Consider the following 25,512-nt stretch of genomic DNA (forward strand, 5'->3'; position numbering starts at 1 on the left):
TAGTATTTTTTATTTTTGACATTAATATTTTATTATCATGACATTGGAAATTATCCAGGAAGGTAGATTTAAGTACATAGAATCAAATAAGGAAGGAGAAGTGATCTTGCTTTTGCATGGGCTATTTGGTGCACTAAGTAATTTTAAAGGTATAATTGATTATTTTGGCAATAGATATAGGGTTATTGTTCCTATTTTGCCGATATATGAATTACCCATACTTCAAGTATCTCTAAGCGGTTTAGTTAATTATGTTTATGATTTTGTACGTCATAAAGATCTTAAACAAATAAACCTATTAGGTAATTCCTTAGGAGGTCATGTTGGATTGCTTTATGCTTTAGAGGATTTAGATAGAATTGCCTCGATAACATTAACTGGAAGCTCAGGCTTGTATGAAAGTGGAATGGGTAATACATTTCCAAAAAGAGGTGATTATGATTTTATAAAAACTAAAACAGAAGCCACTTTTTATGATCCCAAGGTAGCAACTAAAGAACTGGTTGATGAAGTTTATGGAATTGTAAATGATAGAGGAAAGGCAATTAGGGTAATAGCTACAGCAAAATCAGCTATAAGACATAATCTAGGAGATAAGTTGCATCTAATTAAGAAACCAGCCCTTCTAATATGGGGAGAAAATGACATTGTAACGCCACCCTTTGTAGGTGAAAAATTTAAAGAACTCCTTCCTGATGCGCAGTTATTTATATTGGAAAAATGTGGGCATGCCCCAATGATGGAAAAACCGGAAGAGTTTAACTTAATTTTTGAAAAATTTCTGATGAAAGTATAATAGAAATTGTATTTGAAGAGCAGCGGATTTTTGTTTTGAGGGGTCATATTCTTTAGGGCCTGGTTTATTATGGATGTAGAACTTATCATACAGGGCTGCCTATTGGGTGATAGAAAATTTCAAAAGGCATTGTTTGATCGTTTTTCTGGAAAGATGATGGCGGTTTGTATGAGATATTCCAGACATAGGATGGAAGCAGAAGATTTACTTCAAGATGGGTTCGTAAAGGTTTTTCAAAATTTAAATCAGTATAAATCTGAAGGACCTTTTGAACAATGGGTTAGGAGAATAATGATCAACAATGCAATTAAGAAATATCACAAGAAAAGTAACCAAAATGAATTTTTAAGTTCGGACGATATGCCTGAAATGTTTGAAGCTGAGGAAGCTGTAAACAATTTAATGTATGCGGAGCTAATTGAAATGGTGGAAGAATTACCTGATGGTTACCGTATGGTTTTTAACTTATACGCGATTGAAGGATATAGCCATAAAGAAATTTCCGAAATGCTCTTAATCGAAGAAAGTACATCTCGTTCTCAACTTGTTAAAGCTAGAAAAGTGTTACAAGAAAAATTATTGAATAGTCAAAAAGTCACAATATGAGTTTTAGAAATTCTGACCACTTTACAGATAGATTTTTTAGAAAGAAATTGAAAGATGTTGATTTGGGCAACCAAGATCATCTTTGGAAAGGTATTGAGTCTGCTCTTAATGAGGATAAAAGTTCCAGACGAGTACTTAGTTTTCCATGGATGTTAAAAAGTGTCTTGGTATTAAGTCTGATAAGCTTTAGTTTGTTAGCTTCCTATCGTTATTTCAACAATAATTCAAGTAACCTAAATGAAGACGCAAAGAATGGAAATAGGGTAACTTCCGGAATTGTGGCTGATAACAGTGTTCATTCTATACAAAATAACCAAAGTGTTGAAAATTCTGATTCCAGAATTTCTAATGTAAATGAAGTGGTTTCAGATAATAAAACTTATCATAAAGCAATTGACAACTCTGAAAATCCAAATAATGTAACACACAATAACGAAACATCAAAGCAAAAAGACGGCTCCTCCATTATTAATGATTTTTCAGAGCCAATATCTAATGATGCTTTGGTCAATGTGGGTTTTCAAGCTAGAAATGAATTGGAAAATAGAACTGAGGATGGTAAGAAAAACTTGGATAATTTAGAGGGTAGAGATATAGAATTTAATCTTATTCCTAGCAACGATAAATATTTGATTGAATATAATAGTATTAATTGGTGGCCTAAGCAAAAGAAATTTAAAGATGATGGTTGTTTTACTCGGGACAAGAGCTTAGAAAGAAGACGGCTATATTTGGATGTTTATTATTCCCCGGAAATTTCCAGGAGAACAATAGAGGCAAAAAATGTACAATCGGTAGCTTATGCGAATAAGCGACAGATGGATGAAACCTTTATCAAGGCGTTTTCAGCTGGTTCCAGAATTTCTATGGTTTCAGCAAATGGCTTTTCTGTAAGAACTGGTTTTAATTATTCTGAAATAAAAGAGAGATTTAATTTTGTAAAAGGTACACAGCTTATCACCTTGATAAAGAAGGATGCACAAGGAAATCCTATTGATACAGTTCAGGAAGAGGTGGCAATTGTTGATAACATATATAATAGGTATAAATTTTTTGATATTCCTATTTCAGTGGGATATGAAATAGATCTTGTTGATTTTGTCTTTACTGTAAGCGGTGGTCTTGGAATAAATTTGATGACCAAAAGAGAAGGATTTGTGTATGGACCTGATTTAACCTCAAAACTTAACCTGAGCTCTTCAGTTGAGGGAAATCAGAAAATCTTTAAGGACAATGCAGGAATAAGTCTACTTGCTTCTTTTGGTCTTAATTATAAAATTCGAAAGGGTTTTATGTTATTGGCCGAGCCATCTATGAGATACTATCTTGGATCTTTAACAGACAGCAAATATCCAATAAGCCAGAAGTACATGCAATTTGGGTTAATAGCTGGCCTAAGGTATCAATTGGTTTATTAATATATTTGGCGAAGGAAGAATATACGCCAGATATTTTTCTTCCTAGTGTCAATTTTGTTCCACGTGGAACAAAGTGGATCTTTTTCAAACCAAATTTGGTTAGTTCCACGTGGAACATTTAAACTTAGGCTAAAGCTTTCGTGATGGCAATATTTTTCGAAACACAAATAGAAAAGTATGGGCGAAATGGCGAAAAAACAGGATGGACTTATATTCTACTGGACGCCTATTTAACGGAACAGCTCAACCCCAATAAAAAAATTTCATATAGAGTTAAAGGACTTTTAGACAAAGTCTCTATCCAAGGAGCAAGCATTCTACCCATTGGTAACGGTCAATTTATTTTACCTCTGAATTTGACTTTAAGAAAACTATTAAAAAAGAAAGCGGGCGACAAAGTACTAGTTAAGCTTTCATTAGATGTGAGTCAATATAGCATAGACGATGATTTCGTAGATTGTTTAAGTGCAGAAAAAGAGGCATATACTTTCTTTAAAAATCTACCTGAGTCACATCAAAAATATTTTTCTAAATGGATTCAGACAGCAAGAACATCTGAAACCAAGGCAAACCGAATTGCTGAAGCCACAACAGCACTTACCAAAAAAATGGGTTATGCCGAAATGATTAGAAACAGAAAAAAGGACAAATTATAGAGAGTAAAACAACCCAAACAAACCCACAATATTCTATCATTAACCTATCTTCGCGTCGATAGAAAAGAAAAATGGTTTACACTAAGGTAAGCATTATTATTCCGGCCTTCAATGAGGAATCAACAATTGAAGCCGTCATTGAAAGGGTTTTAGCCGTTGAAATCCCACTACAAAAAGAAATAATTATAGTAAACGATGGTTCCGAAGATAAAACAGAACAAAACGCAATGCGAACTATAGAGCGGTACAAGAACAAACCGGATGTGACTTTTATTTATAGACGAAAGAGTAATGGTGGAAAGGGAAGCGCAATGAAAACAGGATACTCTATAGCCACAGGAGACATACTTATTTGCCAAGATGCTGACCTGGAGTTGTTTCCCGAAGATTATCCAACATTACTTAAGCCGTTTTTTGAGAATATTGAGCAAAAGGTTGTTTATGGTTCCAGAATCTTAGGAGGAAACAAAATGGGAGAAAGCGCTTTTTATTTCGGTGGGCGCTTCGTTAGTTTAATTACTTCTCTACTTTTTGGAACAAAACTCACAGATCAACCAACGGGTTATAAAATTTTTCATAAGGATTTGATACCAATCCTCATAGGAGCTCAACACAATGGTTTTGAATGGGAAGCAGAAATTACAGCAAAAATCCTAAAAAAGAAATATACAATCAAGGAAGTCCCAATCAGATATCAACCTAGAAAAACAGGAAAGAAACTACAGTGGACAGATGGGATAAAAATAGTGTGGACACTATTCAAATATAAAATCAAAGCATAAGTGGGGAGATTTGGCGTTAAAGAAAAGCTTAGTAAATATGGTTCGTTATGGGTCATCTTGCTTTTCTTTATAGCTGGTGTTTTTATCAGGCAACCATGGAAAGGAGATTCACTAGAACAGAAAACAATATATTGGGATGTAATTTCATATTATGCTTATCTACCAGCAACCTTTATTCATGGTGATTTGAGTTTGGGGTTTCTTAAAAAACCTGTAGTAGATTCGAATTTTATTAATCTGTATTGGCCAACCCGCTTAGAAAATGGGAATGAGATAATAAAAACAACGATGGGTTGGGCAATACTAAATGTACCGGCCTTCTTTTTGGGGCATACTTATGCTAAACTTTTTGGTCACACCCAAGATGGCTTTTCAACACCATACCAGGTAGCAATTGCCTTCAACAATGTGTTGTTTTGCTTTCTTGGCTTTTTGTACCTTTTTCGCCTACTTTCTACATTTTTTCAAGCCAAAACGGTGCAGCTAACCATGATCTGCGTTGCCTTTGGCACAAATATTTTTTATTATACTTCTTTTACTAATCCAATTAGTCACTGCTATGAATTTACCCTTATTTTAATGTTTCTTTGGTATTCTTTGAGGTGGTATGAAACGCCCCAAGCCAAAATTTTATATTTTCTAGGTTTGCTTTTAGGCTTCATAATTTTAATTAGGCCGCTAAATTTAATTGTCGTCATAATACCTTTGTTGTTTCATATTGACCAAAAGAACTTTGTACACAAACAATGGGCATTGGTTAAAACGCATTACAAACACCTTTTAATCGCAGGGTTATGTGTCTTTTTTGTCATTTTACCTCAGTTGTTGTATTGGAGGGTTTTCACAGGGAATTGGGTCTTTAACTCATATGTTGGAGAACAATTTTTTTGGAGCCGACCAATGGTGGCAGAGTTTTTATTTTCATACAGAAAGGGGTGGCTACTTTACACTCCAATGATGGCTGTTATGCTGTTTGGCTTTATTATTCAGAAGAGGAACTTAAATCAAATTCTACCCCAAATTTTAATATTACTTCTAATTATGATCTGGGTTAATGCTTGTTGGTGGTGTTGGTGGTTTGGAGGAACGTTTGGTTGTCGAGTTCTGATTGATTTCTATGGTTTATTTGCGCTCCCGCTTGCAGTGGTTATTGAATATTGTTTTTCTCGTCACTTAATGTTTAGGCTTTCTTTTGCAATTCTATTGTCGTGTGTTGTTTTTATTAATCTCTTTCAGACACGACAAAAGTTGGAGGGTCAAATTCATTGGGATTCAATGACCAAGGAGGCCTATTGGGAAGTTTTTCTAAAAAGACGTTTTCCAGAGAACTATGAAAAGCTTTTGAAAACGCCGGACTATGAAGCCGCAAAACGAGGGGATATAGTCAGGTAGTTTTTTTTATAACAAGGTTTAGTTTTTCTACCTTTAATATAATCCGGCTCCGGAGAAGTCTCTCTGTTTATATTTTTGCCTTTAACCACACAAAAAGAAACAAAATTCGACTATATTTGTCGAATATGTCGGCATGTTTTTAAATTGTCATAGTTATTTTTCCCTACGTTATGGAACCCTTTCTCCGGAAGAACTTGTCACTGAAGCTATTAGACGAGGAATAAAGACAATGGTACTGTCGGACATCAACAACACTTCGTGTTATTACCAATTTGATGTTGCGTGCAGAAACCATGGAGTTAAAGCTATTTTTGGCATTGAATTCAGGGAGGGGGATAAATTCTTATATCTGGGTATAGCAAAAAACGAAGAGGGGATAAAAGAGTTGAACCAGTTTTTAACAAAGCATTCTATCTCCAAAGAACCCTTTCCTAAATATCCCCCACTTTGGGAAAACTGCTTTGTGGTATACAGGGATATTCCCGAGGAACAAATCGATCAATTGAGAGAAAATGAATTCATAGGAATTAAGCCATCAGAGCTTAATCCCATCAAAGAAAGATCTGGAAATTTGTCTAAGTCAGTTGTTTTTGCTCCGGTTACATTTTTAAATGAGGAGGGGTGGAAAGTACACAAACTTCTTAGATGTATTAATCACAACATCCACCTTGGAAAACTTGAACCGGGTCAGTTTGCGCCAAAGGACGAAATGTTTTACACATTCAGAGAGATTTTAAGCAAATTTGAACTATATCCGGAGGTACTTATGAATACACAAAAGATATTAGATTCGTGTATAACAGAAATGCCCGCGAAAGAGGAGAATAACCGAAAAACCTTTACAGGAGACACAAATGGAGATTATCGGCTGCTTAGCAAACTCGCTATCCAGGGTTGTAGACGGAGATACGGAGACCAACACCAGGAAGCAGCCGAAAGAGTCAAAAAGGAGCTTCAGGTAATTCACCGATTAGGGTTTTCTGCTTATTTTCTGATTACATGGGATATTATTCGCTATGCACAAAGTGTGGGTTATTACCATGTTGGTAGGGGAAGTGGTGCAAATAGTATTGTTGCCTTTTGTCTTTACATTACGGATGTAGATCCTTTGGAACTTGATTTGTACTTTGAAAGATTCATTAATCCACATAGAAGCTCTCCCCCAGACTTTGATATAGATTTTTCGTGGAGCGACAGAGACGACGTTACCGAATATATTTTTAACAGATATGGGATTGAGCATACAGCTTTGTTGGCGACATACAACACTTTTAAGGGAAAATCTATCATTAGAGAATTGGGCAAAGTATTCGGTCTTCCCAAAAAGGAAATTGATGTAATTGTTGACGAACCCCTTGCATCACAAAAACACCATCCATACGCCAAATATATATTCCATTATGGCAAAAAAATTGAGGGCTTTCCAAATTATTTATCCATTCACGCAGGGGGAATTATAATTTCTGAGCGGCCATTATATTATCATACCGCATTATTACAAATGCCAAAAGGTTTTCCAACAACACATTTTGACATGTATGGAGCAGAAGACCTCCGATTTCACAAATATGATATTCTTAGCCAGCGGGGGTTGGGTCATATAAAGGATGCGATAGACCTTGTCCGAGAAAATCAAGAAAAGGAAATCAATATTCACCAGGTAGAAAAAATAAAAAAGGATGATCTTGTTAGGGCTCAGTTGAAGTCAGCACAATGCATAGGGTGCTTTTATATAGAGTCCCCTGCCATGAGAGGATTACTTAGTAAGTTGAAATGTGAGGATTACGTACATCTTGTAGCAGCGAGCTCAATTATCAGACCAGGAGTTGCGAAGAGTGGCATGATGAGGGAGTATATCGAACGTTTCCATAATCCAGACAAAGTGAAATATCTGCACCCAGTATTCAAACAAAATTTATCAGAAACGTTTGGTGTTATGGTGTATCAGGAAGATGTTATGAAGATCGTACATCATTTTGCCGGACTGGACTTAAACGAATCAGATGTGTTGCGACGAATTATGACCGGTAAGAAAAAGTCGTCGGATACCTTTAGAAAACTTATGGAAAAATATTTTCATAACTGTAAAAATCTTGGATACTCTGACGATTTGTCAAAAGAGGTGTGGCGTCAAATTGAAAGTTTTAGCGGCTATTCATTTTGTAAAGCGCACTCTGCTTCATACGCTGTAGAATCTTTTCAGAGCCTATATCTGAAGACGTATTTCCCTTTGGAATTTATGGTGGCGGTCATAAACAATTTTGGTGGGTTTTATAACACAGAACTTTATATACATGAGGCCAGAATGTGTGGAGCAAGAATTGAAGCTCCGTGCGTGAATAAAAGTCGGTATCTAACACACATTGAAGGGAAGACAATTTATGTTGGTTTGATTCACATCCAATCTTTGGAAAAAGAACAAGCGCAACAAATCATACGAGAACGCGAAAGAAGAGGACCGTATAGATCTTTGGATAATTTTATTCAAAGGAATAAAATAGCACGAGAACAACTGAACTTATTAATACGGATTGGAGGATTTCGCTTCACAAACCAAAGTAAATGTTCCCTGTTGTGGGAAACTAATGTAATGTATCAGCCTCGCCAGGCACACTTGTCGACAACCCCCATATTTTCAGAAAGAGAAGAAAAATACGCACTTCCAATGTTGGAGGATGGTATTTATGATCAAACATTTGATGAGATTGAGTTGTTGGGCTTTCCTCTTCGTTCCCCTTTCGATTTGATTTTAGAAAAACCCCAAAACTATGTGACGTCTAAAAGACTAAAGGATAAAATTTCTGAAGAGATTCTGCTTATTGGTTATTATGTCACTAGAAAACCGGTAACGACAACCAATGGAAAACTAATGTCATTTGGAACTTGGGTAGACGAGGAGGGTTATTTTTTTGATACTACACATTTTCCTCCTGTTTTGGAACGCTACCCGTTTTTGGGTAAAGGGTGTTATGAAATTCATGGTGTTGTGGTAGAAGATTTCGGTTTTCCTAGTCTTGAGGTTCGCAAAATGAAGAAGTTGGGATGGATAAAAGATGAAAGATACTAAAAGTAAAAGGGTGAAGCAACACTTAAACTCTTATAGAAAAGCACCCACGACTCAAGTCTAAAACATCATTAGGTGATCCAAAAAATCTATATTTTACAAATAGAACTAATAACAAAAAAAAGAGCTTATTTCAAGGCATCCATCCCAGTACTGTCCAAAACAATTTCATCATCAATAGCAACTTTGAGGAACTCTGTACTGTCCAAAATCACCACATCGTGATCAAAAGAGATCACAATATCAGAGGTATTTTGGGAAAGAATATTTTTGTTGCTATCAGCTGCTAAAGAAGCTTCGGCCACAACGATGGTTTTGTCATTACTTTTGAGAGACATTTCTTTATTGTGGGCTGTATTTTTTTTAAGCTTCTTTAATGCCACTTGGCTCTTAGCTTTAAACCCATCTTTAGAAGAGGAAATCTGTCCTCCTTTTTGAAAGCAAGAAGAGAGAGAAACAAACAACAAGAAAACGAAAACAAATATTTGTCTCTTTTTTAAAAGGACCAAAAGAAAAGAACTTAAAGATTTCATGGCAAAAGATTTATAGTCTTTTGACTTAGAGAAGAATCAGAGGTTTATTTTTAACGTGTTAAAACTGCGTTAAGAGAAACCAAATTTAGTTGGTTTTATTTTTCACATATTTTTCAAGCCAGGAATCCATTTCCCAAAGCATGTGAAGAATATTTTCCCGAGCAGAATATCCATGACTTTCAAAAGGCAAAATAACCATTCTTGCTTTGCCGCCATTGCCTTTAATTGCCTGAAAAAATCTTTCAGTTTGAATGGTAAAGGTTCCAGAATTATTGTCAGACTCTCCATGAATAAGTAAAATCGGACTCTTAATTTGATCCGCATAATTGAAAGGGGACATCTGTTGATAAACATTTTGTGCCTGCCAATAAGACCTTTCCTCAGATTGAAAACCAAAAGGAGTTAGACTTCTGTTGTAGGCTCCAGACCGGGCAATACCTGCAGCAAATAAGCCAGAATGAGCAAGGAGGTTGGCGGTCATAAAAGCTCCATAGGAATGACCCATGACGGCACATCTATTAGGATCTACAAAACCTAAAGAATCAACTGCTTTTATTGCTGCTTCAGCATCAGCAACCAATTGTTCAATATAGGTATCATTTGGTTCCTTATCTCCTACACCGATTATAGGGAATTGAACATCCTCCAATACGGCATAACCTCTAGTCACCCAAAATAAAGGAGAAGCCCAATTGATGTTGTTAAAAAAATGCGGAGAATCTTTAATCTGACCAGCGGCTTTGTCGTCTTTGAATTCTTCCGGATAAGCTTCCATTAGAAGTGGTAATCTACCGTCTCTAGAAGGGTTGTAACCCACAGGAAGATAAAGCGTAGCAGATAAAGACACCCCATCTTTTCGAAGATAGTTGATCTTCTTTTTTGTAATATTTTCTATTGATTTATAGGGGTTTTCCCGAAAGGTAACAGCCTCTGGATTTTTATTGGAAGACAACTTTCTAATATAAAGATTTGGAAAAGAGCTTGGACTTTCTATCCTGGTAAGTATGGTTTTAGAGTTAATATCCAGAACTTTTACAAGCTTTTCATAAGTAGAAATCCCATCTGCTTGCCACAAACGAGTTCTGGCAAAAGTGGATAGATCTATTTCATCCATAAAAGGTTTATTGCCATCAGGAGAATAACCCTCACCATTTAAGTATGCTTTTTTCTTATCCTTACTTAACAGCAAGGTTTCTCGATGGGAAGATTCATCAAATTTAGAAATAAAAGATCCGGGATTTTTATAAAGGTCTTCGCTGGATCTATCAAAAACAACATTGATGCTTCGGGATAACAAACTATCAAGGCTTTTAGAAGGATTAATGATATAAGTTCTGGTGTTTCGGTTTTTCCACCAGCTATCCTCGACAATGGCTAAATTTTCATTTCCAAAAATTATGTTAGCAAAACGATTTTTAATAAAACAAATGCTTTTATGCACATCAAAGGGAGCATCAGAACAAAACAACTGATCTCTAAATTCAACCTCTTTTGTCGGGTTGCCACCATCTGTGGCTTCACACCAAAAAAGAGTGGCCGGTTTATCAGCACGCCACATTATGTTTCTTTTTCCAGCTTCAACAGCATCAAAACTGGTTGTTTTCAAATTATTGAGGGGTCGGTTGTAAAATGTTTTTACAAAGACTCCATTGTTATTATAAATATTGAATTTACTGGGAAAAAAACCCAGGCTTAAATTATAACTGTAAGGTTTGGAAAGTTCCTCTGTTAATAAGAATTTTCCATCCGGGGAAAAGTCAAAACCTTTATAAATGGCTACACCTAAAAAGTCTTGTGTCGATAGATCTCCTTCAGGAAAAACTTTTATAAGAGTTGATGCTGCATAATAATCGAAACGGTTTTCATCTTGTTGATTCTTTAAGAGATCTTGAAAGGTCCTGACAGGTAATTTTTCCCCGGTTGATTCTTGAATAACCGGACCCTTTGGCAAATCGCGAGCATCGGGTAAACGGGTTTTAACCCCTTTTGATCGACAAACAATGAAGCGCTCATCCGCAGACCAGATATAAGAGTTCCCTAATATTCCATTAATTCCATGTTTTAAAATTTCTTTGGCTTTTCCAGTATTTAGGTTAATTACCCAAAGGCTCAAATGATCTTTATGAACTTGAATGAAAGAAAAGTAGTTTTCTTGAGGACTAAAAGAGTAAGATTGAAATTTCAGGGGAGAAGGAAGATCATAAATTTTAATTTGACTATTATTCTTAAGGGTCTGAATAGTAATAGAAGTAAAATATGTGTTTCGAGAAGAATTAAAATTTTCTGGATTAAATCGAAGACCGGCTAGTTTAATTTCCGGCTCAGCCAAATCTTCCAATGATTTATAAATTGGCCTTTCTATGAAAGCAAGATATTTATTATTACGACTTAATGCTGTAATAGCAGGGGTCTTAGCTTCGGCAAGATTAAGAATGGAGCTCGGAGGAGACTGATATTCTAATTGGGCGTTAAGACACAACCAGAGGAAACTAAAGGAAATAAAAAGAATTACTTTTTTCATTGAGTGAGCATGAATTTTTGCAAAATTAATTAAAATTATTACAACAAAAATGCACTTTTCCAACAAGAACAATTATAAAAACTTGATAATCAGCACCCTATACTCAACTTTTACCTTAGATGATTTAAATGCTTACTTTAGTAACTTATATGAATTTGAGCTTTTCAAATACAAATTATTAAGAGTTAGAAGACACATAGCTAAAGACAACATAAAACACTTAAAAAATAATATTATCAAAGAGGAACAGAAAACATGCAAATTCTAGTAAAAATAGAGTCTGTAGCACTAGAACTTTAGTTTTGAAGAGTAGCGTGGGGGAGGCTTGAACTCCCGACCTTGCGATTATGAATCGCACGCTCTGACCAGCTGAGCTACCACGCCAAGAAGGCGCAAAGGTAAAACAAAAATGGAAATCGGTAATTAAGAACAGAAGTTAAAGAATAAATCTTTTTAATTAGAATCAAGGAAGAATAGGTGAAATTAATTATGCGTCCGATAAATTAAACATGTAACGACAAAAACTAAATGCAAGACCCCAACCTTATAATTCCTGTTTTTGCCTTTTGATGAATACTGCGTGAGTATTGTTCTGGTTTTGTCTTTAAAGTATTTCTGTAAGCTTGACAGGATTTATTATAATCGCCAAGTTTCTCCCAGATGTGACCCGAGTAGAGAAGAGCAGCGGAAGAATAAAAAGTTTTAAATTTAGGATCAGATTGAACAACATCGTTAAAATATAATAGAGCGCCCTTGAATTCTTTTTGAGATTGTAAAATGCGCCCCATTCTATAGGCACACTCCGTTTTCAATTTAGGGTTCTTATAATAACTTGCTACCCGAGGTTCAAGAAGTTTTAAGGATCTATTCGAATAGCCGCCATCAAATAGTAGTCTGCATTTTAATAAAATAAAATCTGGAATTTCATTTTTTAAAAAGTCATTTTGTGCTTGCCTATCTTCATCCGTTATATTATTTCCGTTTTCCCCAATTTTACTTAAATAAAATTTGTACAAAGTTGTATCCTTTTTTAATAAAGCACACCAACTTAATTTTTGGTAGGTTTCTTTTAAATAACTATTTCCATGAAAATGGTTCAAATATTTTTTAAAATCATTTTCAGCGGCTAAATTTAACTGTTGTAATTTCGTTAATCCATCCAAAAAAAATAAATACGGCAATTTTTCCTTTTTGGTCTCGATAACAAAAGAAAGAATTTTTAAAGCCTCATCATTTTTTGATGATTTCATTGCAAGCTTTGCTCCAACCAAAGCATTTAATGGATTGGCTTGTGTTACATCAGAACTTTTTGACCAGAATAAAAATCCTTCTTCTGGATTGTTTTCTAAGAAGGAAACAATAAACGCATTTGCAGCAACAGATTCTAAGTAAAAAATGTCTTTTCTTAATTTTGCAAATTCAAAAAATTTTTTTGTTTCATTTTTACCAAGAGAAATAGTTCCCTCTAAATGAATTAAACTTTTCACCCACGAAAAACCCTCTGGTATGGTTCCAATTAAAGAGTGAAGCACACCTAATGATTTGTAAGTATAAATAAACTCAGGTTTTGCAGTTTTAATTTCTTCTAAAAGAATTATCGCCCTTCGAATTTCAGAAAAAGCAACAAACACAGAGCCCAATTTTAATTCAATCAGAGCCCATTGTAATAATATTTCTGCAATAAGAAAGGATTTCCACTCATCAGGGAGGGACGAATTTTTTATTTTTTTTAATCGTAAATTTTTGGAAACCTTTCTCTGATCGAATAGCAGAATATCTTCACTAATAAAAATTTCATAAAAATCAAGCTCATTCTTCATTAAAAGATACGCGAAGTTATTGTTGTCATTTTCTTCGTTCAATAATAGCCGGCTGGCTTCATTAAATTCCATATTTAAAATGGAATTGTAGATATTTTTTACACCGCCGTTGAAATACACATAGTCCGCGGAACGGATTTCTGTATGATTAAATAAACAGAGCCAAAGGAAAAAAAATATACGCATGGTAAATGTAAGAACGAGAAGCTTTAAATGTCATAAACGCCTTCAATTGGGCAATGATCAGAGAAACGGATTTCTCTGTGATGCTTATAGTCCTTGACTAAGTTTCCAAAAGGTTTGGATATAGATTGATAATCGATCCGCCAACCTTTATTCTTATTATATGATCCAGCGCGATAACTCCACCAGCTAAACGCTTGAAGATCTGGAAAAACGACTCGAAAACTATCATCAAACAATTCATTATACCACGCATCTAACCAAGCACGCTCCTCCGGTCTGTAACCACTGGGATTATCCTTACGTTGTGGATTGTGTATATCAAGTTCTTTGTGAACAATATTATAATCGCCAACTAGAATTAGTTTTTTTCTTTGGTACAATAAAGTTTTGATCCAAGGATAAATATCCTGTAAAAAACTCATCTTGAAAGAGTGTCTTTCTTCACTTGAAGATCCAGAAGGAAAATAAGCATTCATCACGGACCAATCACCAAAATCCAATCTAATAAACCGTCCTTCCCTATCATAGGGTTCAATTCCACAACCAATATGTACACTATCAGGCTTCTCTCTGCTTAAAATAAGAACACCACTATAACCCTTTTTCTCCGCACAATGCCAGTATGATGTGTAACCCAAGGCACTATACATTTCAGGATCAGCGTAAGAGATATCCATTTTTGTTTCCTGAAGGCAAACAATATCAAAATTGCTCTTTTTCAACCAATCATTAAATCCTTTTTGTACCGCAGACCTTAACCCGTTTACATTAAAACTAACTATCCTTTTCATATATTAATTTAAACATGAAGATAGTTGAAATTTTTTTTGTATAAATACTTTGAGAGAAATCAGGAATTTAAAACAGTTAGTTCTTTTACATCGAAAGTGCTTAAATTTTCGAACTGATGAATTCTTGCATAAATTTCATTTTGTGTTAGATTCTTCAACTTAGAAAGGCTAAAACCTTCTACACAAAAAGAGGCCATTACACTGCCATAAATAATTGCAGTTTTCATATTGCTAAAGCTTATATCATCGGTCTGTGCCAAATAACCGATCATACCTCCAGCAAAGCTATCTCCGGCACCTGTTGGGTCCAGCACATCCGCTACAGGTAATCCAGGAGCAAAAAATATTTGATCTTCATAAAACAACAAGGCTCCATGTTCCCCCTTTTTAATTACTAGGTATTTGGGTCCCATATTATGGATTGCAGCAGCAGCTTTGACAAGAGATCTTTCTCCTGAAAGCTGACGAGCCTCTTCATCATTTACAGTAAGTACATCCACCCTGAATAATAATTGCTTTAATTCATCCATGGCAACGTCCATCCAAAAATTCATTGTATCCAGAATTACAAGTTTTGGTGGATCAGAAAGTTGATCAAGAATCGATGCTTGAATGGAAGGAGTTAGGTTACCAAGCATGATAAATTGACTAGATTGAAAATCCTTAGGTAAATTAGGACTAAAATCTTCTAAAACATTCAAATCTGTTATTAAAGTGTCTCGCCCATTCATATCAGCATGATATCGACCAGACCAATAAAAGGATTTTTTACCCTGAACACGAACTAACCCGTCGGTTTTTACTCCACGTTTATTCAGGGCTACAATTTCATCTTCAGGAAAATCATCACCAATTATAGAGACTAAATTAATATGGCTATGCCAATATGAGGCAGCCCAGCTGATATAAGTACAAGCTCCTCCGATCACATGGTCAACCTTGCCATAAGGGGTCTCAATGCTGTCAAAGGCCATTGTTCCAACAGTAAGTATACTCATTTTTTATATTTAAGAACTAAAAAAAAAGCCCTGCTTTATGCAGGGCTTTTAAATCACGCGCCCCTTCTTGGGCTCGAACCAAGGACCTACGGATTAACAGTCCGACGCTCTAACCAACTGAGCTAAAGAGGCTTTTTAAATATCGAGGTGCAAAGATATAAACCCGAATGAAAAGCACAAGGAAAAATGATCAAATTCTTTTGTAAGCTCAATTCAACAGGTAATTTGTCTATTTTAACATTATGGTCTCCATTCCCCAAACGTTATTTTCACCAATTACTTGAACCATGTAAGTTCCTTTAGGCCAATTATTGACATTAATTCTGTGTTGTGGTGCAACCACCCTCCCTTGGTAAAGGATTTTACCATTTGCGTCAACTATGTTAATCAATTGATTTTTAATATTTTGTGATCCCAAATCAACAATAATATAATCCTGTGCTGGATTTGGACTAATGTTTAAATGTATAACCTTGGATGGATCGAGACCAGACAAGGTGGGCTTAACAAGAAAGAATGCAAATGTATCATTTTCAATGTCCGGTCCAAATTCTACTTCAGATGCGGTATAAGTCGCTATTGCTTCAGGATAACCAGGTGAATAAAAAGCATAACGCACATCTGTCTGGGAACCAATTGGCAAAGGACCTAAGGAAAGAATTGTGGTACTCCTTGAAGTTAATTTAAGACAATTGTATGTTCCAGAAGAAGTTTTGATAGTTCCCCAAGCTTCCGCTTTGTTATTTACTGCAAACTCGACTTGAATTGGACCAAATTCAGATTCAAAAGTAGCAGAACTGGTATCCTCAAAGGTAGTGCCATAATTTAATGGAAGAGTGATAACCGTTAAACCAGAATTTAATAAAGTTGGAGGCTCCCCCGATGCATCGGATTCTCCAAGAAATTCAATTAAATTATTAGTTTTTCGAAAAAATTGATAATAAGCAGAACTATCTGAACCACTCTGGATTGCGAAGGTTGCTTTGGGAAAAAGGTTAGCATTAGGAACGCCTGATGGTTCAACAACTATGGTTGTGTCAGGGGATAAAACCAAAATGTCAGCCGGTTCAAAATCCCAGGATACGTTTCCACCCAGAGACTCGACACTAACAGGGCTAATATAATTTACATCTAACTGTTTTTTTATCAATTTTAGTCCGATGCTTGGCGAACTATTAAAAATGGGTTGGGCCAAAGCTGTCCCAGAAAATATTAAAAAACAAAAGAGAAATAACTTGTTCATAAAATAAAATTTAATTGACCACAAGATAGCTTAAAAAACTAATTCAATAAAAAAATTAACAATTTGACAATTTAATAAGCTAGGAAAAACCTTATGAAATACATTTCCAAAATTAAAGAACTACCTTTGAAGATTAATAAAAAAAGTTGAAGGCAAAAAAATCATTTGGGCAACATTTTCTAAAAGACCAAGGAGTAATTCAGAAAATTATCGACGCAATATTGGTTAAGAATTCTAAAAATGTGTTGGAAATAGGACCTGGAAGAGCTGCAATTACAAAATCTCTACTTGCAAAAGTGGATAATTTAAAAGCGGTTGAAGCAGATAGGGATATGTTTGAATTTTTGGTTAAACAATTTCCAAATAAAAAGGATGTTTTTATATTTCAGGATGTTTTAAAAACAAAGTTCGAAGAACTTTTTGAAGGCGAAGAATTTTTACTATGTGGAAATTTTCCATACAACATATCCTCTCAAATTGTTTTCAAAACATTAGAAAATAACCGTTTAGTGCCTGAATTTCTTGGCATGTTTCAAAAAGAAATGGCACAAAGAATTGTCGCGAATCCAAGGACAAAGGATTACGGAATACTTTCGGTATTGTGTGCTTTATTTTTTGACCGAGAAATCTTGTTTGATATTTTTCCAGAAAGTTTTTCTCCTCCACCAGCGGTCATGTCAAGTTTTGTTTATCTTAAAAGAAAGGAGCATAATATTGATGAAAATACATTTTTGAAACTTAAAGCGTTTGTAAAAAGCTCTTTTCAATTTAGGAGAAAAACTCTTCGCAATAATTTGAGGACTACAAAAATTCCTTTGAAGGAATTAGAAGATGACTATTTTGACAAAAGGCCAGAAGAAATTTCACCAGAAGAGTTTCTTCAACTTATGAATAAATTTTTATAATGATCAAAATACAAATATTATCTTTGAAGAAAAAAGATGGGGTTTCAAGATAAAATAAATCAAGATCTAAAAGAAGCGATGAAGGCCAAGGATGAGAAGGCCTTGAGGGCAATCAGGGCAGTGAAGGCCGCTATCTTATTAGCAAACACAGATGGAACCGGTCAGGCGATGACGGATGAGCGAGGCATACAGATTCTTCAAAAATTAGTCAAACAGCGAAAAGAATCTTTAGAAATTTATGAGACACAAGGTAGAGAAGATTTAGCTGCGATTGAAAGAGATGAAATACAGGTTCTTACTAGATATTTACCTGAGCAAATGAGTGAAGATAAACTTCGAGAAGTAATATTGACTTTAATTCAAGACTTAGGCGCAACAAATTCAAGTGATTTAGGAAGGGTGATGGGCTCTGCTACCAAACAGTTGGCAGGACAAGCAGATGGGAAGACAATTTCAACAATTGTTAAAGACTTGTTGTCAAAGAGTTAGATTGCAGGCTCAAATATTCTCTTGAAGTATAGTTTCAAAATTTTATTTGCTTATTTTTAAAATTCCTGGAATGGTTTATCTTTAAGCCTTATTCAAATAAATCTTATGGAAAACCAAAGTAGCAAAACCTTTAAGCCTTTTATTGATCCCAATGTAATTATTCCTGAATTCACAATTAAAGCCATTTTACTCGGAATATTATTTGGTGTTATTTTTGGCGCATCGACTGTCTATCTTGCATTAAAGGCAGGATTAACCGTTTCTGCTTCTATTCCTATTGCTGTTTTAGCAATTTCATTAGGTAAAAAATTTTTGGGAACAACAATATTGGAAAACAATATTATTCAAACTACCGGATCTGCCGGGGAGTCTATAGCAGCAGGGGTCGTGTTTACTTTACCTGCATTTTTGTTTCTTTCAGATCCGCAAGTTGGAGATTCTTATTTTAAATATTGGACTATTTTTACATTGGCCGTGTTTGGTGGAATTCTTGGGACATTGATGATGATTCCGCTTCGACGTTCGTTAATTGTAAAGGAGCACGATACCCTTCCTTATCCTGAGGGTACGGCATGCGCACAAGTGCTAATTGCAGGTGAAAAAGGAGGAGATTTTGCCAGAAGCGCATTCTATGGTTTGGGATTTTCAATGGTTTATGCAATTCTCCAAAAGATTTTTCACGTCATTGCCGAATTACCTAAATGGGGAACGGAACAAGCTAACAAATTTTTTCCTTCGGCTGTAGTAAGTTCCGAAGTAACACCAGAATATCTTGGGGTCGGTTATATAATAGGTCCAAAGATTGCAGGGGTATTGGTAGCAGGTGGGGTCCTTGCTTCCTTAGGACTTATCCCGCTGTTATCTTATCTTGTTAGTCCTGATGTTATTGCAACACAATTAGCAAAATTAAACTTGCTGGATGTAAATCAGGTAAGTGAAAGATTTGGATGGGACCCGGCCAACCATACCTTTTCAAATACGGCTGAAGCAGTATATCGAGCATATATAAGACAGATTGGAGCAGGCGCTGTAGCTGCCGGAGGATTCATTACTTTATTAAAGACAATTCCTACTATTGTATCTTCATTTAGAGAAAGTTTGGGTTCGATGAAAGAGAAAGTATCCGGAGGGCAGCTAAGAACAGAAAATGACCTTTCTTTTAAAGTAGTTCTAGTCGGATCATTATTGCTTGTAATTCTTTTGGCGATCCTTCCCCAAATTCCGGGAACTTCTATTATAAGTAAACTTTTGTTGGGTGTTTTGGTGATTGTATTCGGTTTCTTTTTTGTTACCGTATCCAGTAGAATAGTTGGCATTATTGGCTCAAGCAATAATCCAATATCAGGAATGACCATAGCAACAATTATGGGAACAGCATTGGTATTTATTGCTGTTGGCTGGACTGGAAAAGTTTATGAACCAATGGCGCTAGTAATAGGAGGAATGATTTGTATTGCTGCAGCAAATGCAGGAGCCACTTCACAGGATTTGAAAACCGGTTATATTGTTGGAGCCACACCAAAATATCAGCAACTTGCTTTGTTTATTGGCGCAATTTTTTCGTCGATAGTCATAGGATTTACGGTAAAATATCTAGACACTCCGACTGCCGAAATGGCCTCAAGAGGAATCCAACATGCTATTGGTGAAAAGTACGCTGCGCCACAAGCTACATTAATGGCTACTTTAATTAAGGGCTTACTGTCTTTTAATCTTGACTGGGTATTTGTTCTTAGTGGTGTTTTTATTGCAATAGTTTTAGAATTGTGTCAAGTAAAAGCATTGTCATTTGCAGTGGGTCTTTATTTGCCTTTGTCAACAACGTTACCAATTTTTATTGGAGGTGTAGTAAAGGGAATTGTTGATTGGAGAGCAAAATCAAAAAATATCAAAACTGAAGACTCTGAATTAGGAAAAGGGAGTTTATTCGCAACCGGGCTGGTTGCCGGTGGTGCACTGGCTGGTGTCATAGTAGCTTTGTTAACTGTTGATGAAGGCATTGCTGCTTCGATAGCTAATTTTAGTGCCGAACATGGACTTACTGCACTTTTGGGGGCTGGTGGTTATAATTTGTTAGGTGTAGTTATTTTTGGATTTATGGCTTGGGTGTTGTATAAAATTGCAATTAAACCAGAAAAAGAATAATCATATTCCATCTGTCAACGGTAGTTATTATGTCCTAGACATATAAGATCTTTATAGGGTGCCAGTACTTTATTTTCGTCTCTGGCAAATAATGTATATTTTTCATTAGAATAAGAAAATATACATTCAAGACAATTGTAACAGTTGTTTTTCTGAGCAACTAAAAAAATAATAAAGTATTTATAGGATTTCATTTTTAATAAATATCATGTATTTATTAGTTAGTTGAGTTTTCAGTACACAATATTGACTACGAGTGTTTTAAAAAAACATTCTGATAAAGAGAATTTCATTAAAAAATATAATTTGGAAAAATATTTTGATTGATGTTTAGAAGAAGTTCAATGTTTAAAAAAATGTAAACGGGATTTTCAATAGTAGGCAATATGAAAATTTTATAACTTTAAGCCGTAATGAAAAGAAATTCAAGTGAAACCATAATCTATGCGGCTAAAAATTGTATTGAAATTGAATACGCCGTAATTGGACAGCTTTTACATAGTTTAGATGAGGCATTTGTCAGTGCTGTACAAAAGGTGTTTTCTTGCAACGGTCGCTTAGTAGTAACAGGAATTGGAAAAAGCGCAATCGTCGGCCAAAAAATAGTTGCTACCTTGAATTCTACGGGAACCCCAGCTTTGTTTATGCATGCTGCAGATGCAATTCATGGAGACTTAGGTATGGTGCAGGAAACAGATATTGTATTGTGTATTTCAAAGAGTGGAGAAACACCAGAAATAAGGGTTTTGATTCCATTGATAAAATCCAGAAGAATCCAACTGATTGGTATGTGCGCTCAAAAAGATTCTTATCTCTCGAAACAATCGGATTATCTATTGTATACACCCGTTGTTAAAGAAGCAGAACCCAACAATTTAGCGCCTACAGCAAGCACAACTGCCCAAATTGTAATGGGAGATGCATTTGCTGTATCATTATTAGCTTTAAGAGGTTTTGGTCCGGAAGATTTTGCAAAATTCCATCCAGGGGGTTCGCTTGGAAAGCAATTGTATTTAAAAGTCGATGATTTTTATCAACTCCATGGTCGACCAACGGTAAGTATGGATACAACTTTAAAGGATATATTGATAACAATATCCTCAAGCAGGCTGGGAGCAACAGCTGTACTAGATGAACAAGAAAGACTTATTGGGATCATTACAGATGGAGATATTAGAAGATTTTTCCAAAATGAATTTGACTTGAATGGAGTTTGTGCTAAAAATCTAGTACAAACCAATTGTAAGACAATTCAAATCGGAGAGATGGCAGTTAGAGCAGTTCAGATGATGCAGGAAAACAGTATTTCACAATTGATCGTTATGGATGAAGATAAATACTTAGGAATGATCCATGTTCATGACCTTTTAAAAGAAGGTATTATTTAAAGTAAAAATATAGTATATGTTTTTCCCAATTGGAGATGATCAGGTGCAAGGTGGTAACAAACCTATATTTTCTTATTCATTGATTTTAGTTAATGTTTTAGTGTTTTTTTATGAACTTAGTTTAGGGCAGGATTTGAGTAATATTTTTGTAAGCCAATATGGAGCAATACCTTTCGAGATTTTAGGGGGAGAAGACTTTTATACACTTATTACGTGCATGTTTTTGCATGGTGGCTGGATGCACCTGATTGGAAATATGTTATTTCTTTGGGTTTTTGCTGATAATATCGAGGCTGTAATTGGCACAGTAAATTTTATTATTTTCTATATTCTTGGAGGAATAGCAGCTTCAGTTATTCACATATTTTTTAATCCCTATAGTGAAATTCCAATGATTGGAGCTAGTGGAGCTATTTCGGCAATAATGGGCACTTATTTAATCATGTTTCCAGCTTCCAGAATTAAAGTACTAATCCTAATTTTCTTTACTGTAGTTTATGTACCTGCTCTGTTTTTCTTAGGAATTTGGATTGTCCAGCAAATGATTGCAGGAGTGGGTTCTTTAAATCCTACAGCAGAGGAGTCAGTAGGAGTTGCCTGGTGGGCCCATATTGGAGGATTTGCATTTGGGGTTATTGCTGGTTTTATTGCCAGAAAACAGTATAGGCATAAATATAGATACGATTCAGGGGAATGATTTAAAGCTAAGATTTATAGATTTGATTTTGAGTAAAATAAAATTGAGGAATTGCTATATAGTTTTATTTTTTATTTTTACTTTATATTCTTGCGATATAAGGCAAAGTACAGTTTTTAATAGTTTGTATGGTGGGCATTTTCAACAAAGAATATTTTTGAATTCGTTGAGGCAAGAATTTTTTGAACATGAATTGGATGTTGACTCAGTAAAATTTAGTAAAGCAATTGATTCTATTCAAGTAAATCTTGAAAAATTGGAACAGGAAGTAGCTAATCACCCAATGCTACCGAATTCAATTTCAAATGTTCACTTTTTATTGGAGGATAATTTTTATTATTTAGTTGAATTTGATTTTTTAAATCTTGGGGACTTAAATGTAGCCTTGGAAATTATAAAATTAATTAAAAGAAAAATCCAGAAAATATATTTTCCGGAGGAAGAAGCAGAACTTGACTTTACACGACAGACATTTATACTGGATAATCAAAATAATTTTATTATTCAATATAAACAGAACTTGAGAGTTGATACAACAAGTATTGAAGAAAATTTATTAATGAAAGATGACTCAAATGTATTTTTTTCAGACAGTAGTAATTCAGTTTTAATTTATGATGAATTTATTCCCAATCAGTTATTAGGTTCAGAAGAAAAGGAAATATTGCAACAAAACAAATCAAACCAAAAAGAAAGTGAGGACATATTTAGTTCCATGAGTATAAAAATATTTCAGGAATGGACCTTTCCTCGGGAAATACGCAAAATTAAGATTAAACCAGAAATTAAGAACTTACTTCAGTATAAGGGTTCTCGACTATGGATGAATATAGATGATCGAACATTGGAAGAAATTCAAAACATAAAGGAGATAAGGGCGACAATAATCTTTAAATAAAAGATTATAATACATTTTTAAAAGCAAGGTACCATTCTTTCCAATCTAACCTTTTTTTAATGACCAATTCATTATATTCTTCTAAGCAGGAATAGTCTTTATTTTCTGATTGTTGAATTATATTTATTATTCCTGGAACAATCAATTCGATTGGTATTAGATTATGGTTAAAATAGTGTCCGTGTATACGGGCATGATGCAGTATTGAAATTGCTTCTGCAGGACTAAGGTTGGCTTCTGTTGGTTTTAATTTTTGTTTTCCATCATTAGTTTTACCAACCCTTAATTCTCTAAAAATTGTAACCAATTGTTCCATTTGTTTTTCTTTAATTTTTGGCAGGGACACTTCCAAAAGTTGCTCCATTTGTTTCACCCTGAAATCAACAATTCTAACTTCTTCTTCCAGTGTTGACGGTAAAGGCATCACGATAATGTTAAATCGTCGCTTAAGAGCAGAAGACATTTCATAAATACCTTTATCCTGATCGTTGGCCGTAGCGATTAAATTGAAACCCTTTACTGCTTGTACTTGTTTATTTAGTTCAATGACTGGAAGTACCTTTTCGGATAAAATAGTAATTAAAGCATCTTGTGTTTCGGTGGGGATTCTTGAAAGTTCTTCGATACGAACAATCTGACCTGTGCGCATTGCTGACATAATAGGGGAAGGGATCAAAGCTTCTTCAGAAGGTCCATTCGCAATCAAAGATGCATAGTTCCAGCCATACCTAAGGTGATCTTCATGAATACCGGTAGTTCCTTGGATGAGTAAAGAAGAATTACCACAAATTGCGGCAGTTAAATGTTCAGCCACCCAAGTTTTTGCTGTTCCAGGTAATCCTGTTAATAACAATGCTCGATCTGATAGAAGTGTAGCAATTGATAACTCTAAAATTTTTTTATCCCCAAAGTATTTTGGGGAAATTGAAGTGCCATCTGGCAACTTAGTACCAAGCATGTAGAGCATGATAGCCTTAGGAGAAAGTTTCCAAACGTTTGGTTTTTCATTTTGGTCAAATTTTTGAAGAGCCAACAATTCATGGGCAAATGTTATTTCTGCAAATGGACGTATAATTTCAAGCTGCATGGTTTTCGTGTCGATATTTATATCTCTATTAGGTTCCAAGCCTGAGCTTTTTGGCTAAACATTGATTTCGTTTTATTCCATGTGAATTTAAAAAAATCTGACTGTCTGTAATTATCAAGACTTGAAATATCTACCCAATGACTAAGCGTACATACTGAGTTAACATTATCTAAATCTTCTAAAAGCACTACATCCAGACAACCTTCAAATTTTTGGATTTCCTCAACACTTTGATAAAACAAAATTATGAATTCCTTTTTAAACTCAGGCTTAAAGTGCATTTTTACAAAACGAGTAATCATTCAAAAACAATTTGTAAAGTTTCATCGGCTTTTATATCAAGAGTTTGGGCAGCATTTGAGCCGCAAAGGGCTAAAACCATATATCCCGCATCGTTAAAATAGAGATAAAAACTGCCGTTAAATACATTGTTTTCATCAAGTTCAAAATTAGATATAATTTGGTGTGTTTTAGTATGGAATGAAAACAATCTCCCTGCAGTAATCTTTTCAAAAGGTTCCTTTTGAATGTTAAATATCAGATTTCCATATCGATCAATGAAGCACACCCTACTTTGAATTCTATCCTTTTGATAAACAGGTGAAACATTAATTTTAACAACAGGGTTTTCACATGTATCATAAAGTTCAGATAAATCTTCATCTGAAATAATATGTTTAATGACAGAAGAAATTCTTTCTCTAAATTTGAAAGAATCATCACTAACCCTAAATATCTTCTCCGGTTTGTTTTGATCACAAATTAAACTTAATAACCCGTTGTCAGGAAGAATTAAAAACTGACCCTCCCATTGAGCAAGTAAAATGCCATGATCTTCACCAACATTGAAAACCCAACAAACATGAATACTTCCTTCAGCAAAGGACCTAAATGCATTGGATTGGATAAAAGCCGCCTGTACCAAATCAAAAGGAGGAATTTCATGGCTTATATCTATGAAAGTTACCGTAGAATTTTGTTTAAGAATTGTAGCTTTTAAGGCCGCAAGACGAAAATCCTTTTGCCCAAAATCGGAACAAAGTGCAATAAATTGTGGTTTATGAATATAAGTCATTTATTAGTCATTAAAATTAGCA

22 protein-coding genes and 2 tRNA genes are annotated in these 25,512 nt (G+C 34.9%); 13 read left to right on the forward strand and 11 right to left on the reverse strand.

What is annotated here, in order from left to right; all coding sequences use genetic code 11:
• The first annotated feature begins 37 nt into the window (after positions 1 to 37).
• The 7 genes from IPJ83_01035 (at position 38) to IPJ83_01065 (ending at position 8,717) form a co-directional block, all read left to right on the forward strand.
• The gene (locus IPJ83_01035) at positions 38 to 796 is read left to right on the forward strand and encodes an alpha/beta hydrolase (GenBank protein MBK7879132.1); all 759 of its coding nucleotides are present in this window, start codon (positions 38 to 40) and stop codon (positions 794 to 796) included.
• 69 nt (positions 797 to 865) lie between these two features.
• Positions 866 to 1,402 carry an RNA polymerase sigma factor gene (locus IPJ83_01040; protein MBK7879133.1) on the forward strand — a complete coding sequence of 179 codons (537 nt, stop codon included), beginning with the start codon at positions 866 to 868 and terminating at the stop codon, positions 1,400 to 1,402.
• Positions 1,399 to 2,820: a hypothetical protein gene (locus tag IPJ83_01045; GenBank protein ID MBK7879134.1), complete on the forward strand. Its 1,422-nt coding sequence runs from the start codon at positions 1,399 to 1,401 to the stop codon at positions 2,818 to 2,820. The genes IPJ83_01040 and IPJ83_01045 overlap by 4 nt, the downstream gene beginning before the upstream one ends.
• Before the next feature lie 143 nt (positions 2,821 to 2,963).
• Positions 2,964 to 3,476 carry a YdeI/OmpD-associated family protein gene (locus IPJ83_01050; GenBank protein MBK7879135.1) on the forward strand — a complete coding sequence of 171 codons (513 nt, stop codon included), beginning with the start codon at positions 2,964 to 2,966 and terminating at the stop codon, positions 3,474 to 3,476.
• Between the two features lie 71 nt (positions 3,477 to 3,547).
• Positions 3,548 to 4,258: a glycosyltransferase family 2 protein gene (locus IPJ83_01055; GenBank protein ID MBK7879136.1), complete on the forward strand. Its 711-nt coding sequence runs from the start codon at positions 3,548 to 3,550 to the stop codon at positions 4,256 to 4,258.
• Positions 4,259 to 5,650: a glycosyltransferase family 39 protein gene (locus IPJ83_01060; protein MBK7879137.1), complete on the forward strand. Its 1,392-nt coding sequence runs from the start codon at positions 4,259 to 4,261 to the stop codon at positions 5,648 to 5,650. It begins immediately after the preceding gene.
• A gap of 133 nt (positions 5,651 to 5,783) precedes the next feature.
• Positions 5,784 to 8,717, forward strand: coding sequence for a DNA polymerase III subunit alpha (locus IPJ83_01065; GenBank protein ID MBK7879138.1), 2,934 nt, complete (start codon positions 5,784 to 5,786; stop codon positions 8,715 to 8,717).
• A 125-nt stretch (positions 8,718 to 8,842) separates the two neighbouring features.
• Here IPJ83_01065 and IPJ83_01070 read toward each other — a convergent pair whose 3' ends face one another.
• The 8 genes from IPJ83_01070 to IPJ83_01105 all read right to left on the reverse strand — a co-directional run bounded on the left by IPJ83_01070 (position 8,843) and on the right by IPJ83_01105 (position 16,806).
• Positions 8,843 to 9,247 carry a hypothetical protein gene (locus IPJ83_01070; GenBank protein MBK7879139.1) on the reverse strand — a complete coding sequence of 135 codons (405 nt, stop codon included), beginning with the start codon at positions 9,245 to 9,247 and terminating at the stop codon, positions 8,843 to 8,845.
• 85 nt (positions 9,248 to 9,332) lie between these two features.
• A complete protein-coding gene (locus tag IPJ83_01075) occupies positions 9,333 to 11,768 on the reverse strand; it encodes a S9 family peptidase (protein ID MBK7879140.1) in 2,436 nt (811 codons plus the stop codon).
• Positions 11,769 to 12,078: 310 nt separating this feature from the next.
• Positions 12,079 to 12,152: transfer RNA gene (locus IPJ83_01080), tRNA-Met, on the reverse strand.
• Between the two features lie 140 nt (positions 12,153 to 12,292).
• A complete protein-coding gene (locus tag IPJ83_01085) occupies positions 12,293 to 13,399 on the reverse strand; it encodes a hypothetical protein (protein MBK7879141.1) in 1,107 nt (368 codons plus the stop codon).
• A 398-nt stretch (positions 13,400 to 13,797) separates the two neighbouring features.
• The gene (gene xth / locus IPJ83_01090; GenBank protein MBK7879142.1) at positions 13,798 to 14,565 is read right to left on the reverse strand and encodes an exodeoxyribonuclease III; all 768 of its coding nucleotides are present in this window, start codon (positions 14,563 to 14,565) and stop codon (positions 13,798 to 13,800) included.
• Between the two features lie 59 nt (positions 14,566 to 14,624).
• A complete protein-coding gene (locus IPJ83_01095) occupies positions 14,625 to 15,563 on the reverse strand; it encodes a bifunctional hydroxymethylpyrimidine kinase/phosphomethylpyrimidine kinase (GenBank protein ID MBK7879143.1) in 939 nt (312 codons plus the stop codon).
• A gap of 58 nt (positions 15,564 to 15,621) precedes the next feature.
• Positions 15,622 to 15,695: transfer RNA gene (locus IPJ83_01100), tRNA-Asn, on the reverse strand.
• Positions 15,696 to 15,792: 97 nt separating this feature from the next.
• Complete coding sequence (locus tag IPJ83_01105) at positions 15,793 to 16,806, reverse strand: T9SS type A sorting domain-containing protein (protein MBK7879144.1); 1,014 nt, start codon at positions 16,804 to 16,806, stop codon at positions 15,793 to 15,795.
• Between the two features lie 146 nt (positions 16,807 to 16,952).
• On the opposite strand from IPJ83_01105, the gene rsmA reads away from it, so the two are divergent.
• From rsmA to IPJ83_01135, 6 genes are all read left to right on the forward strand, one after another.
• Complete coding sequence (gene rsmA / locus IPJ83_01110; GenBank protein ID MBK7879145.1) at positions 16,953 to 17,711, forward strand: ribosomal RNA small subunit methyltransferase A; 759 nt, start codon at positions 16,953 to 16,955, stop codon at positions 17,709 to 17,711.
• A 36-nt stretch (positions 17,712 to 17,747) separates the two neighbouring features.
• Positions 17,748 to 18,200, forward strand: a complete 453-nt coding sequence (locus IPJ83_01115; GenBank protein ID MBK7879146.1) for a GatB/YqeY domain-containing protein — start codon at positions 17,748 to 17,750, stop codon at positions 18,198 to 18,200.
• A gap of 105 nt (positions 18,201 to 18,305) precedes the next feature.
• Entirely contained in the window at positions 18,306 to 20,345 is a 2,040-nt protein-coding gene (locus tag IPJ83_01120) for an oligopeptide transporter, OPT family (protein MBK7879147.1), read from the forward strand.
• A 413-nt stretch (positions 20,346 to 20,758) separates the two neighbouring features.
• Entirely contained in the window at positions 20,759 to 21,733 is a 975-nt protein-coding gene (locus tag IPJ83_01125) for a KpsF/GutQ family sugar-phosphate isomerase (protein MBK7879148.1), read from the forward strand.
• A gap of 16 nt (positions 21,734 to 21,749) precedes the next feature.
• Positions 21,750 to 22,430: a rhomboid family intramembrane serine protease gene (locus IPJ83_01130; protein ID MBK7879149.1), complete on the forward strand. Its 681-nt coding sequence runs from the start codon at positions 21,750 to 21,752 to the stop codon at positions 22,428 to 22,430.
• Between the two features lie 166 nt (positions 22,431 to 22,596).
• Positions 22,597 to 23,328, forward strand: a complete 732-nt coding sequence (locus tag IPJ83_01135) for a hypothetical protein (protein ID MBK7879150.1) — start codon at positions 22,597 to 22,599, stop codon at positions 23,326 to 23,328.
• Between the two features lie 4 nt (positions 23,329 to 23,332).
• On the opposite strand, the gene IPJ83_01140 is transcribed toward IPJ83_01135, so the two are convergent.
• Genes IPJ83_01140 through IPJ83_01150 form a run of 3 tightly spaced genes read right to left on the reverse strand, consistent with a single transcriptional unit; the run spans position 23,333 to position 25,490 of the window.
• Positions 23,333 to 24,415: an AAA family ATPase gene (locus tag IPJ83_01140; GenBank protein ID MBK7879151.1), complete on the reverse strand. Its 1,083-nt coding sequence runs from the start codon at positions 24,413 to 24,415 to the stop codon at positions 23,333 to 23,335.
• A gap of 17 nt (positions 24,416 to 24,432) precedes the next feature.
• Entirely contained in the window at positions 24,433 to 24,717 is a 285-nt protein-coding gene (locus IPJ83_01145) for an antibiotic biosynthesis monooxygenase (protein MBK7879152.1), read from the reverse strand.
• A complete protein-coding gene (locus IPJ83_01150) occupies positions 24,714 to 25,490 on the reverse strand; it encodes an SAM-dependent chlorinase/fluorinase (protein ID MBK7879153.1) in 777 nt (258 codons plus the stop codon). The genes IPJ83_01145 and IPJ83_01150 overlap by 4 nt, the downstream gene beginning before the upstream one ends.
• Between the last annotated feature and the right edge of the window lie 22 nt (positions 25,491 to 25,512).

Origin of the sequence: Candidatus Vicinibacter proximus, from assembly GCA_016713905.1 — a bacterium.
GTDB lineage: Bacteria > Bacteroidota > Bacteroidia > Chitinophagales > Saprospiraceae > Vicinibacter > Vicinibacter proximus.

Excerpts from the sequence above, each read along its gene's own strand:
- IPJ83_01120 (MBK7879147.1), top strand. The coding sequence starts at position 18,306 with ATGGAAAACCAAAGTAGCAAAACCTTTAAGCCTTTTATTGATCCCAAT.
- IPJ83_01040 (MBK7879133.1), top strand. The coding sequence starts at position 866 with ATGGATGTAGAACTTATCATACAGGGCTGCCTATTGGGTGATAGAAAA.
- IPJ83_01130 (MBK7879149.1), top strand. The coding sequence starts at position 21,750 with ATGTTTTTCCCAATTGGAGATGATCAGGTGCAAGGTGGTAACAAACCT.
- IPJ83_01050 (MBK7879135.1), top strand. The coding sequence starts at position 2,964 with ATGGCAATATTTTTCGAAACACAAATAGAAAAGTATGGGCGAAATGGC.
- IPJ83_01105 (MBK7879144.1), bottom strand. The coding sequence starts at position 16,806 with ATGAACAAGTTATTTCTCTTTTGTTTTTTAATATTTTCTGGGACAGCT.
- IPJ83_01055 (MBK7879136.1), top strand. The coding sequence starts at position 3,548 with ATGGTTTACACTAAGGTAAGCATTATTATTCCGGCCTTCAATGAGGAA.
- IPJ83_01150 (MBK7879153.1), bottom strand. The coding sequence starts at position 25,490 with ATGACTTATATTCATAAACCACAATTTATTGCACTTTGTTCCGATTTT.
- IPJ83_01035 (MBK7879132.1), top strand. The coding sequence starts at position 38 with ATGACATTGGAAATTATCCAGGAAGGTAGATTTAAGTACATAGAATCA.
- IPJ83_01125 (MBK7879148.1), top strand. The coding sequence starts at position 20,759 with ATGAAAAGAAATTCAAGTGAAACCATAATCTATGCGGCTAAAAATTGT.
- xth (MBK7879142.1), bottom strand. The coding sequence starts at position 14,565 with ATGAAAAGGATAGTTAGTTTTAATGTAAACGGGTTAAGGTCTGCGGTA.
- IPJ83_01070 (MBK7879139.1), bottom strand. The coding sequence starts at position 9,247 with ATGAAATCTTTAAGTTCTTTTCTTTTGGTCCTTTTAAAAAAGAGACAA.
- IPJ83_01140 (MBK7879151.1), bottom strand. The coding sequence starts at position 24,415 with ATGCAGCTTGAAATTATACGTCCATTTGCAGAAATAACATTTGCCCAT.
- IPJ83_01145 (MBK7879152.1), bottom strand. The coding sequence starts at position 24,717 with ATGATTACTCGTTTTGTAAAAATGCACTTTAAGCCTGAGTTTAAAAAG.
- IPJ83_01065 (MBK7879138.1), top strand. The coding sequence starts at position 5,784 with ATGTTTTTAAATTGTCATAGTTATTTTTCCCTACGTTATGGAACCCTT.
- IPJ83_01045 (MBK7879134.1), top strand. The coding sequence starts at position 1,399 with ATGAGTTTTAGAAATTCTGACCACTTTACAGATAGATTTTTTAGAAAG.
- IPJ83_01095 (MBK7879143.1), bottom strand. The coding sequence starts at position 15,563 with ATGAGTATACTTACTGTTGGAACAATGGCCTTTGACAGCATTGAGACC.
- IPJ83_01075 (MBK7879140.1), bottom strand. The coding sequence starts at position 11,768 with ATGAAAAAAGTAATTCTTTTTATTTCCTTTAGTTTCCTCTGGTTGTGT.
- IPJ83_01115 (MBK7879146.1), top strand. The coding sequence starts at position 17,748 with ATGGGGTTTCAAGATAAAATAAATCAAGATCTAAAAGAAGCGATGAAG.